General features: G+C 50.2%; 12 protein-coding genes, 3 tRNA genes and 3 rRNA genes. 13 read left to right on the top strand and 5 right to left on the bottom strand.

The genetic code is table 11. The features are described from left to right. The first annotated feature begins 39 nt into the window (after positions 1-39). The 10 genes from ACSF8X_RS14670 to ACSF8X_RS14625 all read left to right on the top strand — a co-directional run bounded on the left by ACSF8X_RS14670 (position 40) and on the right by ACSF8X_RS14625 (position 9,871). Positions 40-1,860: an extracellular solute-binding protein gene (locus ACSF8X_RS14670; protein WP_500850301.1), complete on the top strand. Its 1,821-nt coding sequence runs from the start codon at positions 40-42 to the stop codon at positions 1,858-1,860. 407 nt (positions 1,861-2,267) lie between these two features. Further along, positions 2,268-3,812 (top strand): 16S ribosomal RNA (locus ACSF8X_RS14665). 65 nt (positions 3,813-3,877) lie between these two features. Next, positions 3,878-3,953, top strand: a tRNA-Glu gene (locus ACSF8X_RS14660). Between the two features lie 295 nt (positions 3,954-4,248). Next, positions 4,249-7,138 (top strand): 23S ribosomal RNA (locus ACSF8X_RS14655). A gap of 243 nt (positions 7,139-7,381) precedes the next feature. Beyond that, positions 7,382-7,497 (top strand): 5S ribosomal RNA (gene rrf, locus ACSF8X_RS14650). The 16S, 23S and 5S rRNA genes sit together here with 3 tRNA genes alongside, the layout of an rRNA operon. Positions 7,498-7,604: 107 nt before the next feature. After that, positions 7,605-7,681: transfer RNA gene (locus ACSF8X_RS14645), tRNA-Asp, on the top strand. Positions 7,682-7,785: 104 nt separating this feature from the next. Beyond that, positions 7,786-7,862: transfer RNA gene (locus ACSF8X_RS14640), tRNA-Trp, on the top strand. Positions 7,863-8,003: 141 nt separating this feature from the next. Further along, positions 8,004-8,339, top strand: a complete 336-nt coding sequence (locus tag ACSF8X_RS14635; RefSeq protein ID WP_047878468.1) for a hypothetical protein — start codon at positions 8,004-8,006, stop codon at positions 8,337-8,339. A 285-nt stretch (positions 8,340-8,624) separates the two neighbouring features. Further along, positions 8,625-8,960, top strand: a complete 336-nt coding sequence (locus tag ACSF8X_RS14630) for a DUF1904 domain-containing protein (RefSeq protein WP_500850300.1) — start codon at positions 8,625-8,627, stop codon at positions 8,958-8,960. Between the two features lie 65 nt (positions 8,961-9,025). Then, complete coding sequence (locus tag ACSF8X_RS14625) at positions 9,026-9,871, top strand: endonuclease/exonuclease/phosphatase family protein (protein ID WP_047878470.1); 846 nt, start codon at positions 9,026-9,028, stop codon at positions 9,869-9,871. Here the strand turns inward: ACSF8X_RS14625 and ACSF8X_RS14620 are convergent. The 3 genes from ACSF8X_RS14620 to gloB form a co-directional block, all read right to left on the bottom strand. Continuing rightward, positions 9,858-10,547, bottom strand: coding sequence for a YIP1 family protein (locus tag ACSF8X_RS14620; RefSeq protein ID WP_047878471.1), 690 nt, complete (start codon positions 10,545-10,547; stop codon positions 9,858-9,860). The genes ACSF8X_RS14625 and ACSF8X_RS14620 overlap by 14 nt on opposite strands. After that, positions 10,544-12,112: a lytic transglycosylase gene (locus ACSF8X_RS14615; RefSeq protein ID WP_500850299.1), complete on the bottom strand. Its 1,569-nt coding sequence runs from the start codon at positions 12,110-12,112 to the stop codon at positions 10,544-10,546. The genes ACSF8X_RS14620 and ACSF8X_RS14615 overlap by 4 nt, the downstream gene beginning before the upstream one ends. A 70-nt stretch (positions 12,113-12,182) precedes the next feature. Next, the gene (gene gloB, locus ACSF8X_RS14610; RefSeq protein ID WP_047878473.1) at positions 12,183-12,941 is read right to left on the bottom strand and encodes a hydroxyacylglutathione hydrolase; all 759 of its coding nucleotides are present in this window, start codon (positions 12,939-12,941) and stop codon (positions 12,183-12,185) included. Positions 12,942-12,992: 51 nt separating this feature from the next. Here gloB and ACSF8X_RS14605 point away from each other — a divergent pair, with 51 nt between their 5' ends. After that, positions 12,993-13,760, top strand: coding sequence for a methyltransferase domain-containing protein (locus ACSF8X_RS14605; protein WP_047878474.1), 768 nt, complete (start codon positions 12,993-12,995; stop codon positions 13,758-13,760). Here ACSF8X_RS14605 and rnhA read toward each other — a convergent pair. After that, on the bottom strand, positions 13,757-14,221 hold the full coding sequence (gene rnhA, locus ACSF8X_RS14600; protein WP_047878475.1) for a ribonuclease HI: 465 nt from the start codon (positions 14,219-14,221) through the stop codon (positions 13,757-13,759). The genes ACSF8X_RS14605 and rnhA overlap by 4 nt on opposite strands. A 52-nt stretch (positions 14,222-14,273) precedes the next feature. Between rnhA and dnaQ the strand changes: the two genes are divergently transcribed. Together dnaQ and ACSF8X_RS14590 are read left to right on the top strand one after the other, a co-directional pair. Beyond that, positions 14,274-14,996 carry a DNA polymerase III subunit epsilon gene (gene dnaQ, locus ACSF8X_RS14595; RefSeq protein ID WP_047878476.1) on the top strand — a complete coding sequence of 241 codons (723 nt, stop codon included), beginning with the start codon at positions 14,274-14,276 and terminating at the stop codon, positions 14,994-14,996. A gap of 7 nt (positions 14,997-15,003) precedes the next feature. Then, positions 15,004-16,254 carry a TIGR03503 family protein gene (locus tag ACSF8X_RS14590; RefSeq protein ID WP_047878477.1) on the top strand — a complete coding sequence of 417 codons (1,251 nt, stop codon included), beginning with the start codon at positions 15,004-15,006 and terminating at the stop codon, positions 16,252-16,254. A 74-nt stretch (positions 16,255-16,328) separates the two neighbouring features. Here the strand turns inward: ACSF8X_RS14590 and fadE are convergent, their stop codons facing one another. After that, entirely contained in the window at positions 16,329-18,779 is a 2,451-nt protein-coding gene (gene fadE / locus ACSF8X_RS14585) for an acyl-CoA dehydrogenase FadE (RefSeq protein WP_047878478.1), read from the bottom strand. Positions 18,780-19,033 lie beyond the last annotated feature (254 nt).

Raw genomic sequence — 19,033 nt, 5'->3', positions numbered from 1 at the left:
AAATAATAAAAATCAGGCTTTCAACAGGAAGGAGAAAAGATGAAAAGGACGTTATTAGCGACAACTCTGCTGTTCCCCGTCGTTGCATGGTCCGCCTTGCCAGATGATGTGGAATGGTTGACCAATAATGATGAGCCGTTATTTGCATCTCCAGAGGCGAAGTTCGGTGGGACATTGCGTACCTCCATCGCTAGTTTCCCCCAAACATTTCGGACGGTTGGTCCTGATGGAAATGGGGCATTTCGGGTGTGGTTGTTAGATAAGCAGCCACAATTGCTGCAGCGCCATCCTGATACGCTCAAATACATCCCTGATATTGCTACTCACTGGGCTTTTGGGGACGATAATAAGACTATTTATCTGAAATTGAATCCAGCGGCGAAATGGTCAGACAGCAAGCCCCTGAAAGCGTCAGATTTTAGCTATATGCTTAAGCTCTATCGCTCGAAAGATATTATTGATCCGTGGTTCAATACCTATTACAGCACGCAAATTGAACGCATTGATGCGCTTGATGATCATACCGTTGAAATCGTATTCAGTAAGGAAATGGATCATGATGCGCTTTTATATTTTACGCACCACCTGAAACCACGCGCCGAACATTTTCTCAAGCCGAGAGCAGATAAGAACAACGATGGCGTCGATGATAATTTTGTCCGCCGATTTAACTTTAAACCAGAGCCTACAATGGGGGCTTATTACGTTGGCAAAATCAAGAAAGGTAAATCGATTACCATGCAGCATGTCGGCGAGGATTGGTGGGGGTACAGTAACCGGTATTACCAGAATCGCTATAATGTAGAAAAAGTGCGTATCAAAGTGATCCGTGATAACGACATTGCATTTAAGCACTTTGAAAAGGGCGATCTTGATATCTATAGGCTGGGGCGTGCAGAGCTTTGGTATGACAAGAGTCAGTCGGAACCTTTCAAGAAAGGTTATATCCATAAGTTTTGGGGATATAACCAGATGGAGATCGGAGCCGGAAGTTTTTGGCTGAATACCGCCAGGCCGATGCTTGATGATATCAATGTGCGTAAGGGTATTGCGCTGTCATTGAATGTAGATGGCTTGAATGAAAATATTTTCCGCGGGGATTATAGCCGTAAGCCTAATGGGCTAGGTATTGGTCAGGGGGCATTTACGAATACGGATTTATCTCCTCTGCCTTTTGATATTGCGTCGGCAATTAAGTCGTTTGAATTAGCTGGTTTTACTCATGTTGGCAGCGATGGGATCAGGAGCAATGCTAAAGGTCAGCGTTTGAGTTTTGCTGTGACCTATAGTCACCAGATTGTCACCCCGCGATTGGCATATTTGAAAGAGCAAGCGAAGGCGGCCGGCTTGGAGTTGACCATGAATCTCGTGGATGGTTCGTCGGCATTTAAGTACGTGCTTGAGAAAAAGCATGAGATATCTTATCACAGCATGGGAACCGCCCCCCGCCCACAGTATTGGGAGTATTTCCACAGCGCAAATGCAGGCAAGCCTCAAAACAATAATTTTACCAACTATAGTACGCCTGAGTTGGATGCGTTGATTATGCAATACCGTAGTGTCTTTTCGACGAGCGAAAAAGAAAGGTTGTCTCGTGAAATTCAGCAGCAGGTTCATGATGCGACAGTAATCGTACCTGGTGTGATGTCTCCGTATATTCGAGAGGGTTACTGGCGTTGGATGAAATATCCGGCCAATCCGATGCAGAAGAAGACCGAAGCGCTGTTTACTATCGGTCGGTTGGATGATTTCGGCGTCTATTGGATAGATCAGGATGTGAAGAAGGCAACGTTAAAGGCGGTTAAGAAGGGGCAAGCGTTCGAGCCTGTGACGGTGGTGGATAAGCGATACAAGCCGTAAATCCTATTATATCGTTCAAACAACAGGTGTAGCGTATCGCTGCGCCTGTTGTTTTTTATACTGATTAAACACTTTTGGTTGTTTATTGTTCGTTTGGTTTGTTTCGTTGAATTTATTTCATTTTGGGTATTGCCAGTGCGCTCGAAGTCTCTATAATGCCGCCTCACTGACACGGACAACGGCATTGCCGGTAACGATAAGTCAGTTTGTTCTTTAACAATTTGACCATGCAATCTGTGTGGGCACTCGTGAAAAGATTTAGTCAAAAGATTTAAATCAGTGAACTGAGTGACCATTGATACTTTTAGTATCCACAGTCAATTCTTTTTGGTTCTGCTTTTTTATAAAAAAGTGGAAACAAGAAAATCAGTAATCACTGAGCCGTTTCTTCGGAAACACCAAAACTTTAATTGAAGAGTTTGATCATGGCTCAGATTGAACGCTGGCGGCAGGCCTAACACATGCAAGTCGAGCGGTAACATTCCAAAAGCTTGCTTTTGGAGATGACGAGCGGCGGACGGGTGAGTAATGCCTGGGAACATGCCTTGGTGTGGGGGATAACCATTGGAAACGATGGCTAATACCGCATAACGTCTACGGACCAAAGAGGGGGACCTTCGGGCCTCTCGCGCCAAGATTGGCCCAGGTGGGATTAGCTAGTAGGTGGGGTAACGGCTCACCTAGGCGACGATCCCTAGCTGGTCTGAGAGGATGATCAGCCACACTGGAACTGAGACACGGTCCAGACTCCTACGGGAGGCAGCAGTGGGGAATATTGCACAATGGGGGAAACCCTGATGCAGCCATGCCGCGTGTGTGAAGAAGGCCTTCGGGTTGTAAAGCACTTTCAGTAGGGAGGAAGGCAGTGTCGTTAATAGCGGCATTGTTTGACGTTACCTACAGAAGAAGCACCGGCTAACTCCGTGCCAGCAGCCGCGGTAATACGGAGGGTGCGAGCGTTAATCGGAATTACTGGGCGTAAAGCGCATGCAGGCGGCTTGTTAAGCCAGATGTGAAAGCCCGGGGCTCAACCTCGGAATAGCATTTGGAACTGGCAGGCTAGAGTCTTGTAGAGGGGGGTAGAATTTCAGGTGTAGCGGTGAAATGCGTAGAGATCTGAAGGAATACCGGTGGCGAAGGCGGCCCCCTGGACAAAGACTGACGCTCAGATGCGAAAGCGTGGGGAGCAAACAGGATTAGATACCCTGGTAGTCCACGCCGTAAACGATGTCTACTTGGAGGCTGTTCCCTTGAGGAGTGGCTTTCGGAGCTAACGCGTTAAGTAGACCGCCTGGGGAGTACGGTCGCAAGATTAAAACTCAAATGAATTGACGGGGGCCCGCACAAGCGGTGGAGCATGTGGTTTAATTCGATGCAACGCGAAGAACCTTACCTACTCTTGACATCCAGAGAACTTAGCAGAGATGCTTTGGTGCCTTCGGGAACTCTGAGACAGGTGCTGCATGGCTGTCGTCAGCTCGTGTTGTGAAATGTTGGGTTAAGTCCCGCAACGAGCGCAACCCCTATCCTTGTTTGCCAGCGCGTAATGGCGGGAACTCCAGGGAGACTGCCGGTGATAAACCGGAGGAAGGTGGGGACGACGTCAAGTCATCATGGCCCTTACGAGTAGGGCTACACACGTGCTACAATGGCGTATACAGAGGGCGGCCAACCAGCGATGGTGAGCGAATCCCACAAAGTACGTCGTAGTCCGGATTGGAGTCTGCAACTCGACTCCATGAAGTCGGAATCGCTAGTAATCGTGGATCAGAATGCCACGGTGAATACGTTCCCGGGCCTTGTACACACCGCCCGTCACACCATGGGAGTGGGCTGCACCAGAAGTAGATAGCTTAACCTTCGGGAGGGCGTTTACCACGGTGTGGTTCATGACTGGGGTGAAGTCGTAACAAGGTAGCCCTAGGGGAACCTGGGGCTGGATCACCTCCTTAACGATATGACTGCGCTTTTGACGCAGTGTCCACACAGATTGCTTGGTTGAAAGTAAAGACGACGTGTCCCATTCGTCTAGAGGCCTAGGACACCGCCCTTTCACGGCGGTAACAGGGGTTCGACTCCCCTATGGGACGCCACTTTCTAAACATACTTGCTTGGCAAGTGTCGTTAGAAAGTGGATGCCGCAAGGCAACACATGCTCTTTAACAATCTGGAAAGCTGACTAGTAAGTGATCGAAAGATCACACTAAATGTTTTCGTTCTTCGGAACGAGAACGAGTTCTCAAGCAACACACATTCAAGTGTCTTGGCTTTTGTCTCCACTTTTTCAAAAGTGGAATAAAAGAAGAGAAGTCCGGCAAAACAACGTCTATCACAACTCAGATAGACAACCTTGGTTGTTTGAACATACGAAACCTCTTGGGGTTGTATGGTTAAGTGACTAAGCGTACACGGTGGATGCCTGGGCAGTCAGAGGCGATGAAGGACGTACTAACTTGCGATAAGCCAAGACGAGGCAGTAAGAGCCACTCGAGTCTTGGATTTCCGAATGGGGAAACCCAGCTGCATAAGCAGTTATCTCAATGTGAATACATAGCATTGTGAGGCGAACCGGGGGAACTGAAACATCTAAGTACCCCGAGGAAAAGAAATCAACCGAGATTCCGGCAGTAGCGGCGAGCGAAACCGGATTAGCCCTTAAGTTGAATTGGCACTAGGCGAACACGCTGGAAAGCGTGGCGATACAGGGTGACAGCCCCGTAGCCGACGGTGCCTTTACAGTGAAATCGAGTAGGACGGGACACGTGTTATCCTGTCTGAACATGGGGGGACCATCCTCCAAGGCTAAATACTCCTGACTGACCGATAGTGAACCAGTACCGTGAGGGAAAGGCGAAAAGAACCCCTGTGAGGGGAGTGAAATAGAACCTGAAACCGTGTACGTACAAGCAGTAGGAGCAGGCTTCGTCCTGTGACTGCGTACCTTTTGTATAATGGGTCAGCGACTTAATTTTAGTAGCAAGGTTAACCGTATAGGGGAGCCGTAGGGAAACCGAGTCTTAACTGGGCGTTCAGTTGCTAGGATTAGACCCGAAACCGAGTGATCTAGCCATGGGCAGGTTGAAGGTGAGGTAACACTTACTGGAGGACCGAACCGACTAATGTTGAAAAATTAGCGGATGACTTGTGGCTAGGGGTGAAAGGCCAATCAAACTCGGAGATAGCTGGTTCTCCCCGAAAGCTATTTAGGTAGCGCCTCGGACGAATACTACTGGGGGTAGAGCACTGTTAAGGCTAGGGGGTCATCCCGACTTACCAACCCTTTGCAAACTCCGAATACCAGTAAGTACTATCCGGGAGACACACGGCGGGTGCTAACGTCCGTCGTGGAGAGGGAAACAACCCAGACCGCCAGCTAAGGTCCCAAAGTTATCGCTAAGTGGGAAACGATGTGGGAAGGCTCAGACAGCCAGGATGTTGGCTTAGAAGCAGCCATCATTTAAAGAAAGCGTAATAGCTCACTGGTCGAGTCGGCCTGCGCGGAAGATTTAACGGGGCTAAGCGATACACCGAAGCTGCGGCAATGCAATTTATTGTATTGGGTAGGGGAGCGTTCTGTAAGCCGCTGAAGGTGTCCTGTAAGGGGCGCTGGAGGTATCAGAAGTGCGAATGCTGACATGAGTAACGACAAAGGGGGTGAAAAACCTCCTCGCCGGAAGACCAAGGGTTCCTGTCCAACGTTAATCGGGGCAGGGTGAGTCGACCCCTAAGGCGAGGCCGAAAGGCGTAGTCGATGGGAAACGGGTTAATATTCCCGTACTTCTTGCTATTGCGATGGGGGGACGGAGAAGGCTAGGTGGGCCTGGCGACGGTTGTCCAGGTTCAAGTATGTAGGCTGATGGTTTAGGCAAATCCGGACCATCTCAAGGCTGAGATACGACGTCGAGGCACTACGGTGCTGAAGTCATTGATGCCATGCTTCCGGGAAAAGCCTCTAAGCTTCAGATAGCAAGGAATCGTACCCCAAACCGACACAGGTGGTCGGGTAGAGAATACCAAGGCGCTTGAGAGAACTCGGGTGAAGGAACTAGGCAAAATGGTACCGTAACTTCGGGAGAAGGTACGCTTCTGACGGTGAAGTCCCTCGCGGATGGAGCTATCGGAAGTCGCAGATACCAGGTGGCTGCAACTGTTTATTAAAAACACAGCACTGTGCAAAATCGAAAGATGACGTATACGGTGTGACGCCTGCCCGGTGCCGGAAGGTTAATTGATGGGGTTAGCGCAAGCGAAGCTCTTGATCGAAGCCCCGGTAAACGGCGGCCGTAACTATAACGGTCCTAAGGTAGCGAAATTCCTTGTCGGGTAAGTTCCGACCTGCACGAATGGCGTAATGATGGCCACGCTGTCTCCACCCGAGACTCAGTGAAATTGAAATCGCAGTGAAGATGCTGCGTACCCGCGGCTAGACGGAAAGACCCCGTGAACCTTTACTACAGCTTGGCACTGAACATTGACCCTACATGTGTAGGATAGGTGGGAGGCTTCGAAGCAGGTACGCCAGTATCTGTGGAGCCGTCCTTGAAATACCACCCTTGTAGTGTTGATGTTCTAACGTCGCCCCCTTATCGGGGGTACGGACAGTGCCTGGTGGGTAGTTTGACTGGGGCGGTCTCCTCCCAAAGAGTAACGGAGGAGCACGAAGGTGGGCTAATCACGGTCGGACATCGTGAGGTTAGTGCAATGGCATAAGCCCGCTTGACTGCGAGAATGACGGTTCGAGCAGGTGCGAAAGCAGGTCATAGTGATCCGGTGGTTCTGTATGGAAGGGCCATCGCTCAACGGATAAAAGGTACTCCGGGGATAACAGGCTGATACCGCCCAAGAGTTCATATCGACGGCGGTGTTTGGCACCTCGATGTCGGCTCATCACATCCTGGGGCTGAAGTCGGTCCCAAGGGTATGGCTGTTCGCCATTTAAAGTGGTACGCGAGCTGGGTTTAGAACGTCGTGAGACAGTTCGGTCCCTATCTGCCGTGGGCGCTGGATGATTGAGAGGGGCTGCTCCTAGTACGAGAGGACCGGAGTGGACGAACCTCTGGTGTTCGGGTTGTGTCGCCAGACGCATTGCCCGGTAGCTAAGTTCGGAATCGATAACCGCTGAAAGCATCTAAGCGGGAAGCGAGCCTCAAGATGAGTCATCCCTGATACTATAAGTATCCTGAAGGGTTGTTGGAGACTACGACGTAGATAGGCAGGGTGTGTAAGCGCTGTGAGGCGTTGAGCTAACCTGTACTAATTGCCCGTGAGGCTTAACCATACAACACCCAAGGGGTTTTATCGGACTCCACGAGCACTTGAATGACAGTGCTTGAGACACTAGTTAACTTTCCCAGATTATGAAGATATTCCGCCTACCAGAGGTAGCGCCGGGATAAAGTTCGATAGCAAGACAAGTTGTGAGTCGAGTGAAGGAGTTTAGCCTGCTAAATGACTGAGCGAGAGAGCAACTTAACATAGCTAGCGGGCTTTATAGCCAGCGGGATATATTCAACAGAATTTGCTTGGCGACCATAGCGTTATGGACCCACCTGATCCCATGCCGAACTCAGCAGTGAAACGTAACAGCGCCGATGGTAGTGTGGGGCCTCCCCATGTGAGAGTAGGACATCGCCAGGCTTTAACTTCTTGTCTTCAGATTTTTAAGAAAAATCTGAAAGCAAAAAAGCTTAGATACTTGTTCTGAACGACAGGTATCGGATAGAGAGAAATCTCTGTCACCGTGTGGAGCGGTAGTTCAGTTGGTTAGAATACCGGCCTGTCACGCCGGGGGTCGCGGGTTCGAGTCCCGTCCGCTCCGCCACTTTATTTTAAGGGTTCGCCCTTAGGTCGAATGAGTCCCGCTTGAACGCAAGCCCGGCCGTTCCGCCACTTATTCAGACAAAGTTAAGTCTTTAAAAAAACTACAGGGGTGTAGCTCCAATTGGCAGAGCAGCGGATTCCAAATCCGCGTGTTGGGAGTTCGAATCTCTCCACCCCTGCCACTTTCGAAAGCCTCGACAGAAATGTCGGGGCTTTTTTGCATTTGTGTTTTCGACAAGCAAGCGTTGGTAGTCAGCTTATCGAATCTCTGGAATGCCAGCCCGGTCCACCCCACCCCTGTCACCTTCAAGGCTCTAGACTAGGTGTCCCCCCGACGAAATGCCGAGACTTTTTCGATTGCCGGGCTGTATGAAGTTAACGGTACATTAGTATTTTTTGCATTCGACAGTATCAGGGCGGCAGAACATTTCATCATGGTCCTGACTGCATTGGTCTACGATGTGAGCTATCGCTTTGCCCCGATGTTCAGAACGGCTTTTGTATCGCTGGCCAAATATATTCAGTGTGCATTGGTAGAGGTGACGCCCTGCCAGTGGATGATCAGGACGCTGTTCTATAATGGCACTGAGTTGCTCTACCTTTTTGTTAAGAATGCTTACTTGGTATTCGAGTTCGCGGATCCGTTGTTCGTCGCTTAACGTTGATGAATAACCCGCAGCAGGAAGAAGTAGGATCAGGGCGGTTATAAGTTTTTGCAGGTGTCTTTTCATTGTTGTATTTTGAATGCTGTTTTATTTAGTTCTATAGTAACAAAGCCTCGGTGTGACGAGTAGTCCCGATTACAGGAAAAAGTGTTGAGTATTGTTGACGCTGTCAACTTCAAAGGATTTTGGTATGCGCTGAGACACAGGGTCTTGGCTTGAGATAGATTGGCTATCAGTGTTATCGTGTGGCCTTTCCGGCTAACTGAGGTAGGAGTGAGCATGCCACACTTACGTTTTCGCGCCATTGAATTTGATTTGGTTAAATCATTGTCGACGGAGTTGGTCGATGACTTGCTGCCCCTAATGGGGTGCCCACGGGAAGATTTTACCCTTGAACATATCTCAACCACCTTCATATTCGACGGGGAAGTATCCGATGCTTATCCGTTTGTTGAAGTACTTTGGTTTGATCGGGGGCAGGATATACAGGATAGAGTCGCCGCTGCGATTACCGAAGCAGTGAGGGCGGCGATTGAGATACCTGAACAGGATGTTGCAGTGATATTTACCATATTGCCCCCTTCTGGTTATTACGATAACGGCAATCACTATTGAGCCGCAGCGGCCTATAGGCCGCTTTTTTGTTTTTGTTTTTGGTGTTTTACGGGTAGGTCAGTGAGATGGCACGTTATACAAAGTTAGTTGCCGGGATCGGTGTTGTCGCAGGAGCGTTGGGGATCAGTGCATTGAACTGGTCGTTTGATGTTTCGGAAGTCCCGGAAGTGAGTGCCAATGTGCTTGCACCGAGGTTTACCTATAGCTGTATCAACAGCGATGTGGCGATGCCATTGGATCAAGATGGCAATCTCACCGTATCAGTGTGGAATATCTACAAACAACAGCGTGATAACTGGCGTAAAGAGCTGGAAACCATTAGTGACACCAGCCGTTTGGTGCTACTGCAGGAAGCGAGTCTGACGAGCGGGTTGAAAGATTATCTTGATGCTGCCAGCTGGAAAGTGCGGATGGCGAATGCTTTCAAATTTTTGAATACGCCTGCCGGGGTGATGAATTTGTCCTCGGTCAATGCGAAATCTACCTGTGCTTATCTTGCAATGGAGCCTTGGCTGCGTTTGCCGAAATCTGCTTTGTTGTCGGAGTTTAACCTTTCCAATGGGCAGACATTGGCCGTTGTTAACCTGCATGGTGTGAACTTTGCCCTAGGGCTCGAAGAATATAAGGAACAGTTTGAAACCTTGAAAAGAGTTCTGGATAAGCATATCGGGCCAATTATTTTGGCCGGGGACTTTAATACCTGGCGTCAGGGACGATTAGATATCGTAAACGCATTTGCCAAGAGTTTGGGTCTAAAAGATGCGGTATTGGCTCAGGATCGGCGGGTGAAGGTGTTCGGCAAACCGTTGGATCACCTTTACTACCGAGGCTTAGATTTAACCAAGGCCGAGGCACCCACGACAGATGCCTCGGATCATAACCCGATTATTGCCAGCTTCAGGCTGCAATGATCATCAGAGGCCAGATCAATAGGGTCATCGCCCACGGCAATGCGGCCACGATGATGCATTTTGCACGGTCGTAGTCTGTCCAAGCGCTCACCGCTGCGTAGGTCAGAGCGATATACCAAGGAGCCAGTAGTGGTACAGTGGTGGAAAATGCTGACCAAGGATGGTTGAGCGGTAGCTTGAGGAAGGCATTCAGGCTATTGAGATCGGCGGCATTGGGCAAGAAATTCCCGGTATTGAACATGGCGTTCAGATAGCTGGCGAAATCACCAATGATGGTTGGCAGCATGATAAAGCATGCCGCTGCGAGCCATTTGCCGAAGCCATGCTTATAGCTGTTGCTCTTGGTTGCTAGGTTGAGCCATAGCGCAAGGATGAAAATGGCAGCAGTACGGCCGACAATATCACTAAATACCTCTCCTGCCAGCAATACCTCTTTCGATAGCCATGCTTCTTGAATCTGCTCGTCAACATTGCCTAATTGAGCCATTAGGGTTTGCTGGAGCCAAGTGAGATCAACGTGGTTGAAATAACTGCCCCAGAAAAAAAATGGCCCGACGATGAGCAGCAAATAAGGAAGGAACGCCCACTTCGGGCGTTCATGTACTGCGGCAAAACAGTCAATAGGGGAGCGGAATGTATCGAGAACCGCAATAAGCGGGTTTTTTGAAGGCGTCATACACTTACCTTAGTGACATCTACATAGAGTTTGAGTTTCTGTCCCGGCTTGAGGTATTTCTGGCCGCGGATTTGGTTCCATTTCACCACGTCGGACACCTTGACTTGGTAGCGTTTGGCGATCTCGCTGAGGTTATCGCCAGCACGTACCTTGTAGAATACAGTGCGGATAATTCCGCCGTCGGTACTCTTTTTCCAAAGGGTTAGGCTCTGCCCAACTTTGAGTGGCGTGCGCTTGCTGATCCCGTTCCATTTTGTGATTTCGTCAATGGATACCTTCTGCTTGCGGGCGATGCTCCATAGGCTGTCGCCTGATTGTACCGTATAGCTGGTGCGATAACCGCTGCCGTGGCTACGTTGGGTCTCATTGGCCAAACGGGCTGCAATCGTATCGCCATCTTTGGAAGCAACGGGGATCAGGATGTGGCGTCCTACCCGAATATTGCTATTGCCCATATTGTTGGCGCGCTGGATCTGTTTGGTAGTCGTCTTGTACTTGTGTGCTAGCATGCTCAGGCTGTCGCCTGGCTTGATTTGGTAACGTATTACTTTCATACCGCGGTGGCCGTTTTGGGCAAAGGCGCGGTTGAAATTATCGATACGGTCAACAGGCAGCAGCAGGTGGCTCGGGCCATCAGGGGCCGTTGCCCAATGGTTGTAGCCAGGGTTTAGGCTTTGGAGATCATCCAAGGAGATCCCTGCGAACTTGGCTGCCATTGCCAGATCCATTTGGGTGCCGGGCTTGATAAGTTTGACTGCTGGCTTATTGGCTATCTCTGGAATGTCGATACCGTATTTGTCTTGGTTTTTTATGACATCGGCTACGGCCAGCAGTTTAGGAACGTAGCCGCTGGTTTCCTTGGGTAAGTCTAATGACCAGAAATCGGTTGGCTTGCCAGCAGCTTTGTTGTGGCGGATGGCTCGGAATACCCGTCCTTCGCCGGTATTGTAGGCGGCAAGGGCATGGAGCCAGTCACCGTCAAATTTACGGTTGAGGTACTCAAGAAGATCCAATGCGGCGCGGGTTGATTCAACGATATCGCGACGGCCGTCGTACCACCAGTTTTGTTCTAGGCCAAAGGTGCGGCCTGTAGGTGGCGTGATTTGCCATAATCCAGCGGCTCGACCGTGGGAATAGGCAAATTGGTCAAAAGAGCTTTCGACAATCGGCAACAATGCCAATTCCAGTGGCATATTGCGCTTTTCTATTTCATTGGTGATGTAGTAAAGAAAAGGCTGGGCACGTTTGGCAACGGTTTGTAGGTGGCCGGGATGGCGCAGGTACCAGTCACGGTAGTAGTTGGTACGCTTGTTATCCGGAACATTCGCCTTTAGTTGCATGCTGATGCGTTGCCAAACATCGTCTTGCTCCTGTGGACTTGGTTGTCGGAGTGGGGCGATGACCTGCGGCTTTGGGGTATGTGTGCCTGCAACTGTCTGTGCAGTTTGTGCCGCAGGCTTTTGTGAAGGTGGTGTGTTTGTTGGTTCTTCTACTGTATTTGTCGTATTAGTAAGTTGGCAACCAGCTAGTAAAAGTGCGCTCGCCAAAAAAAAACGGGATTTCATGTGTCTAGCCTATAGCCAAAATAGTTGGTGATAATACTTGTCCAACTACCTTAGTTACAAGTGACTCACTTCAAAATTCATCCTTCCAACGACGCAGGGCAGCGAAGGTTTCTACATCGCTATCGTTAACCGCTTTATTTGCAACTGATTTTTTTATGCTAGGTTGATCGCAACGCAGGAACGGATTGATCAATTTTTCTTGTTTCAAATTGCTAGGAATCGTGCTTATACCCTGTGCGCGTAGTCGGCTGACATCTTCTCGGTAGCGTTGGAGGTGCGGATTGTCTTGTTCGGCGACAAGGGCAAAGGCCAGATTGCTGCTGGTATATTCATGGGCGCAGTAGATTAGGGTTTCATCGGGAAGGGCTGTCAGCTTTTGCAATGAATGGAACATTTGCTCAGCGGTGCCTTCAAATAGCCGCCCGCAGCCTGCTGAAAATAACGTGTCGCCGCAGAAGAGTTTCTCGTCACCGACATAGGCGACATGGCCTGCCGTATGGCCTGGCACTCCAAGAACCATGAAACGCTCGCCGAAAATTTCAACCTGATCGCCATCTTCAACTGACTGAGTGACACCGGGAACAGGCTCAGAAGCCGGTGCAACAACTTGTACATTGGGGCTGTAGCGTTTTAGTTCGCTGATCCCGCCAACGTGGTCGTGGTGATGGTGGGTAATAAGGATTGCGTCCAGAGTCAGTTGTTCTTCTTCCAGCACTTTGAGTACCGGGGCCGCGTCACCGGGATCGACCACGACGCAATGGTTATCTGGACTGTGAATCAGCCAGATGTAATTGTCATGGAATGCAGGTATGCTTTTTACTGTCAGCATAGAGTATCTCCGGCGATAAGTCATTGAGCATAAATTAAATTTGGTATCAGTATGAAGCCAGCGCGTATATTGGAACAGATAGAGTCGCCTTCGACGTGGTCTCAGGTGAACAATGGTACTTGGGCGGCAGAGTTACTCCAAGCCCAGCTTGATGAATGGTGGCCTAAGTTATTTGGCTATCATATGCTGAAGCTGGGAGGACTGAGCTGCGAGCTCGCCAGTGGTCATTGTAACATCCAACATCAAATTTGCATCGATAAGTTCAATCCACTGCATAATGTCATTGCTGACCCATTTGCATTGCCATTTATCGAAAAGTCATTTGATGCTTGTTTGCTTGCTCATCAGCTAGATTATTGTTCTGACCCGCATAGTTTGCTGAGGGAGGTTGACCGAGTTACTGTCGATGATGGCTATATGATGATCAGCGGTACCAATCCGGTTAGCTTGACGGGATTGAGGGGGTTATTGCCTTGGAACCGGAAGCGCTATCCTTGGAAAGGACGGATGTTTATGCCTATGCGGATCAAAGATTGGTTAGGCGTGCTCAATTATGAAGTGGTTTACCACGAGAATTTTGCTATTCTGCCCGCCAGCCGCCACCAGGCCTGTTCGGCCTGGGCAGAAAGCATGCTGGTTGAGACGTTGTCGTCGATAGGTAGCATGTATCTGATTGTTGCGCGCAAGCGAACTTTCCCGCTCAAGCCGGTGAAACCGACCTGGAAGTTACGTCGCCAGTTGACGCCGCTTGGGATAAACTGCCGAACAAAAGCCAGCCCGCACCAGCGGGATGACATTCATGAGGCCAAATTCAATTAGCCAGCGTCATAGCCATTATCTGGCTGGGTGGGAGCTTCCGCAGCAGTGCGAGCCAGTACATCGCATCGCTCATTTTCTGGGTGGCCAGCATGTCCCTTTACCCAATGCCAGGTAATTTGGTGGCGTTGGGCCTCTGTATCTAATCGCTTCCAGAGATCGGCATTTTTTACCGGTTTCTTGTCGGCGGTCTTCCAGCCACGTTTTTTCCAGTTATGGATCCATTGTGTGATCCCTTGGCGGACATATTGGCTATCGGTAGTTAGGTCAACGTGGCATGGCTGTTTGAGGCTGGAAAGGCCTTCAATGGCAGCTAGCAGCTCCATGCGGTTGTTGGTGGTCATGTAAAAGCCTTCGCTCAGCTCTTTTTCATGCTGCTTGTAGCGCAGCACAGCACCATAGCCGCCGGGACCGGGATTGCCGAGGCAAGAACCGTCGGTGAAAATTTCTACCTGCTTGGTCATATTTGGTAGTATTCGTCTAAGTTAAAAATGTAAGTCTGACACAATCATTACTATGAACGCCACTAATGAACGCATAATCGTTTTCGATACGGAAACAACCGGTATGAATATGACCGGCCCTCACTATGAGGGACACAGAATCGTCGAGATCGGCGCAGTTGAAATCATCAACCGCAAACTCACTGGCAATACGTTTCATGTCTATATCAGGCCGGACCGGGATATTGATGCCGAGGCGATCGCGGTCCACGGTATTACCGACGAATTTCTTGAAGATAAGCCGACCTACCGTGATATCCATCAAGAGTTCATGGATTTCATTCGCGGTGCCGAGCTGGTCGCTCATAACGCGCCCTTCGATATCGGCTTCATGGATTACGAGTTTTCTAAGCTTGATCCATCGATAGGCAAAACTGCCGATTTTTGCAAAATAACCGATACCCTGGACATGGCCAAACGCCTGTTCCCGGGCAAGCGGAATAACCTTGATGTGCTTTGTGGCCGTTACGGGATTGATAACTCCCACCGAACCCTCCACGGAGCCTTGCTCGATGCCGAGATATTGGCCGATGTCTATCTAATGATGACAGGTGGCCAGACATCGTTGGCGCTGAGTTCGGGAAATCAAAGCAGTGATGCAGGAGCTGAAAATGAAATTCGCCGCTTGGTCAGTGGCCGAAAAGCGCTAAAGGTTATCAAGGCAACGGCCGATGAATTGACAGCGCATGAGGCGCGGTTGGATTTGATTAAAAATGACGTGATGTGGCGTCTGTAGGGGTAAGATGAAGCGGTTTTGTTGGCTCTTATTATTGGTGCCTGTCCTATCGTGGGCAACGGAAAAAAGCGAGATGACATGGCTGGATAATCGTTTCCGTGTCGATGATACAGTGGAACAGGTCTCGTTTGTGATTAAGCGGGAGAATAATAGCCAGCCCGTGGTGTTGGTGCGCCCAGATGGCCATAAATATTATTACTGGCGTCATCCAGACAGTGTGGCGTGGTACCAATCGCCAGATATGGATATTATTTCGATAGACCACCCGATGCCGGGACCTTGGCAGGCCGTAGGCAAGGTGTCTCCGTATAATGAAGTCAAAATATTATCTAACCTCAAACTGACGGTCGATAGGTTGCCGGCTCGCCTGTATCAATCTGAAACGTTGAAATTTTCAGCCCGTTTGACCCAAAACGGTAAGCCACTGACAGATAGAGACTTTCTTGACAAGATGAAGCTATCTGTAGAGTTTTACGAATACGTGGAACTGGCTGACGGTGTATCTAGCGAGGCTCTGCCCAAGCCGATAGTCATGGGGGAGTTTGCCGATGACGGTACGGGCTTCGACGAGCGTCCAGGGGATGGTACATTTACCGTTGAATTGGCTGTTGATTTGCAACCGGGTAAATACCAGGTTGTGATCAATTCCGGCAATGCGATTTTCGAGCGTGCCGTCGAGCAAACCGTCTTGATATACCCGCCGCCACTGACGGCGATATTCATTCAGGGTAAGACGGCAGATGAAATGAATCAGGTGATTATTGATACTGAAGATGGCTCAATTAAACCCGGTTCGCTGGCTGCTCATATCGAGCAGAAAAGCTTCGATGACGATACCACTATCTGCCAAGAGGTGGCGATCGGCGATGAAGAATCCTTGAAGGTGTTGCTGCCCAATGGTCAGAAGCCTGGGAGTTATTCGTGGTCCGGCTGGCTCTATGCGACGGACAGTTATGATAATCGCGAATTGGTCTTTAGGTTGCCAGAGAGCCATTTTGCCGTAATGGCGGATTTGGAACTTGATAGTGATTTGGCGAAATACCGAGCTCAGCAACAGGTTAAGAAGCGTAACAAAGAGATTGCGCGTATTACCGCTGAGCGGGAAGAAGCTCGAGACACTGCCACTAAGATCATTATCATGACCAATGTGCTGGTGATCATATTGGGTATTGCCGGTTTTATATTTTGGCGGAAGCGAAAAGTAAAACGGCTTCTCGAAGAAGCCGGGGGACTGGATATCGCGGGTGTCAAGGACTAGATGATGAGTTGAAAAAAAGGGGGGGGGGAAGCATTGCTTCCCCCCCTTTTTCTTACGGGATTGTGGCAAGTGAGTTATGCCGCAATATTCTTGGTTGATGATTGATAGGGCTTGGCTGCCAGTGCATCCGATTCAAAATCATCGACATTGATGACCTGAAGTCGGCCTGTCTCAGCACGGCGCAACAGCTCGGCTTCATCAGGGTTAATCACCTTAAGTTCAAGTCCGATCTCCGCGACTTTATCTAGCTGCATGAACGGGAGCTTCTTACCGACAGCTTGGCAAACTCGGTCGTAGAGCGGCTCTGCGGCGAGGATATCCTTGAGGGTTTCCTCCAGATGGCCTGCCGGGTAGTGGGGTGATGCCTCGAGGAATTGGTTGCGGCCAATTCGAGAGCGAGTCTCGCTTGGTGTTTGCAGGATCCTGGCAATCTGGTGGTCCAGCTTGTCCGAAGGACGACTGCGGCCAAGCCCTAACGGGAAGACCATAACACGTAGCAAGGCGGCGACAGGGCGATTCGGGAAGTTGCGAAGGAAGTTGTCCAGCGCCTCTTCAGTTTGGTAGAGGGCGTCTTGCAATCCCCAGTGTACCAGCGGCAGATCTTCTTGCTTGCAGCCTTCGTCGTTGTAGCGCTTGAGGGTCGCGGAGGCCAGATAGAGCTGGCTCAGCACATCCCCTAGTCGGGCTGATAGGCGTTCTTTTCGTTTGAGCGAACCACCGAGAACGGCCATCGAGATATCGGCTAGCAGAGCGAGGTTGGCACTGTAGCGGTTGAGTTGCTGATAGTAGCGGCGCGTGGCATTTTTGCTCGGTGAGCTCGAACCGCGACCGTCAGTCAGGCCGAACCAGAACGACCGCACCATATTGCTAAATACAAATCCGATATGGCCAAACACGGCGTTGTCGAACTCCGCCAGTGCCTTGTCGGCATCGTCATGGTACGCGGCGTTCATTTCATCCAGTACATACGGGTGACAGCGGATTGCGCCTTGACCGAAGATAATCATCGAGCGGGTAAGAATATTAGCCCCTTCAACGGTGACTGCAATCGGTGCGCCTTGGTAGCTGCGGGCAAGGAAGTTGCTCGGCCCCATGCAGATACCCTTGCCGCCAACGATATCCATCGCATCGATAACACTGCGCTGGCCACGGTGGGTACAATGGTATTTGACGATAGCGGAAATCACCGAGGGTTTTTCGCCAAGATCAATCCCTGCAACAGTCAGGGTGCTGGCTGCATCCATCACATAGGCATTGCCACCAATGCGGGCCAGCGGCTCTTCGATCCCTTCCATTTTGCCTATCGGCAGTTTGAACTGACGGCGGATGCGAGCATAGGCACCGGTTGCCAGAGCCGCGGTCTTCAAGCCACCTGTTGAGTTTGAAGGTAAAGTGATGCCACGACCAACAGACAGGCATTCGACCAACATGCGCCAGCCTTGCCCGGCCATGTCCTGACCGCCGATAATGAAGTCAATGGGCACAAAGACCTTGTCGCCCTGGGTTGGTCCGTTTTGGAAGGGCAGGTTGAGAGGGAAATGGCGTCGGCCGATTTTGACGCCGTCGAGATCCGTTGGGATCAGGGCGCAGGTGATCCCGAGATCTTCTTCATTGCCCAGCAGATGCTCAGGATCATAAAGCTTGAAGGCGAGACCTAACACGGTGGCGACCGGTGCGAGGGTGATGTAACGCTTGTTCCAGGTCAGCTCCATCCCCAGAACCTCTTTCCCTTGCCATTGCCCGGTTTTTACGATCCCGAAATCTGGGATTGATCCGGCATCAGATCCCGCTTCTGGGCTGGTCAGGGCAAAACAAGGGATCTCCTTGCCTTCGGCAAGCCGCGGCAGGTAATGGTCTTTTTGTTCCTTGGTACCATAGTGCTGGAGGAGTTCACCCGGCCCCAAGGAGTTAGGGACACCAACGGTCGATGACAGGACGCCGGAGATCCCGGTGAGTTTCTGCAGTACTAGAGATTGGGCGTAGGCTGAAAACTCTAACCCGCCGTATTCCTTCTTGATGATCATGGCAAAGAACTTGTTGTCTTTGAGGTACTGCCAAACATCAGGGGGGAGGTCGGCGAGTTCATGGGTGACCTCGAAGTCATTGACCATTCTGCATACTTCGTTGACGGGTCCGTCGATGAAGGCCTTTTCTTCCGCACTCAGGCGAGGGGCCGGGACATCATGGAGCTTGTTCCAATCCGGGGCTCCTTTGAATAAATCCGCTTCCCACCAAACCGTACCGGCATCAATGGCTTCTTTTTCAGTTCGAGACATTTCTGGCATAACTTGCTTGAAAGCCTTGAGGGCAGGGCGGCTGAATAGTTTTTGGCGTAGGGATGGAATATTGAGTGGCAGTGCGATGAGTGCGAACAGCAACCAGCTAATTTGACCGGCGGTATTGATTACCGTACCGAGCAATAGTGCTGCAGCGATGGCGAGGGTAAAGGTCTTGAGGTTAGCCCTGTAGTAGGCAAGCCCCCCGATCAGACCAGCAAGCCCTAACAGGTACACAAGTGTAACCATGGTATATCTCCTTATATGGGCATTATTTTTTTATTATTTGGGTACATTTTATGCAAGGTAAGAGGTCTTACCACTTGTGATAAGTGTAATGCGTTCTTTAAGGGAATGTAAAATCTTTTTCCTTGCTGCAAGGCGGGGGTTACGTAAAGATGTCTTGTCACTTCTGGTAAATAAGGGCTTTGATCAAGATCAGCGAGATCGGAAAAACGACTTGCGAAAAATTCTCATGTAATTACCATATGTCGGTGTTGTCC

It is taken from the genome of Photobacterium panuliri, from assembly GCF_059920555.1.
Note: the sequence above shows the minus strand (reverse complement) of the source record. Positions and strands in the feature narration are given on the sequence as shown.

Bases quoted from the DNA above. Each gene is read 5' to 3' on its own strand.
- gloB (WP_047878473.1), bottom strand. From the start codon at position 12,941: ATGCTGACAGTAAAAAGCATACCTGCATTCCATGACAATTACATCTGG.
- ACSF8X_RS14620 (WP_047878471.1), bottom strand. From the start codon at position 10,547: ATGACGCCTTCAAAAAACCCGCTTATTGCGGTTCTCGATACATTCCGC.
- ACSF8X_RS14590 (WP_047878477.1), top strand. From the start codon at position 15,004: ATGAAGCGGTTTTGTTGGCTCTTATTATTGGTGCCTGTCCTATCGTGG.
- ACSF8X_RS14615 (WP_500850299.1), bottom strand. From the start codon at position 12,112: ATGAAATCCCGTTTTTTTTTGGCGAGCGCACTTTTACTAGCTGGTTGC.
- ACSF8X_RS14605 (WP_047878474.1), top strand. From the start codon at position 12,993: ATGAAGCCAGCGCGTATATTGGAACAGATAGAGTCGCCTTCGACGTGG.
- ACSF8X_RS14630 (WP_500850300.1), top strand. From the start codon at position 8,625: ATGCCACACTTACGTTTTCGCGCCATTGAATTTGATTTGGTTAAATCA.
- dnaQ (WP_047878476.1), top strand. From the start codon at position 14,274: ATGAACGCCACTAATGAACGCATAATCGTTTTCGATACGGAAACAACC.
- rnhA (WP_047878475.1), bottom strand. From the start codon at position 14,221: ATGACCAAGCAGGTAGAAATTTTCACCGACGGTTCTTGCCTCGGCAAT.
- fadE (WP_047878478.1), bottom strand. From the start codon at position 18,779: ATGGTTACACTTGTGTACCTGTTAGGGCTTGCTGGTCTGATCGGGGGG.
- ACSF8X_RS14670 (WP_500850301.1), top strand. From the start codon at position 40: ATGAAAAGGACGTTATTAGCGACAACTCTGCTGTTCCCCGTCGTTGCA.
- ACSF8X_RS14625 (WP_047878470.1), top strand. From the start codon at position 9,026: ATGGCACGTTATACAAAGTTAGTTGCCGGGATCGGTGTTGTCGCAGGA.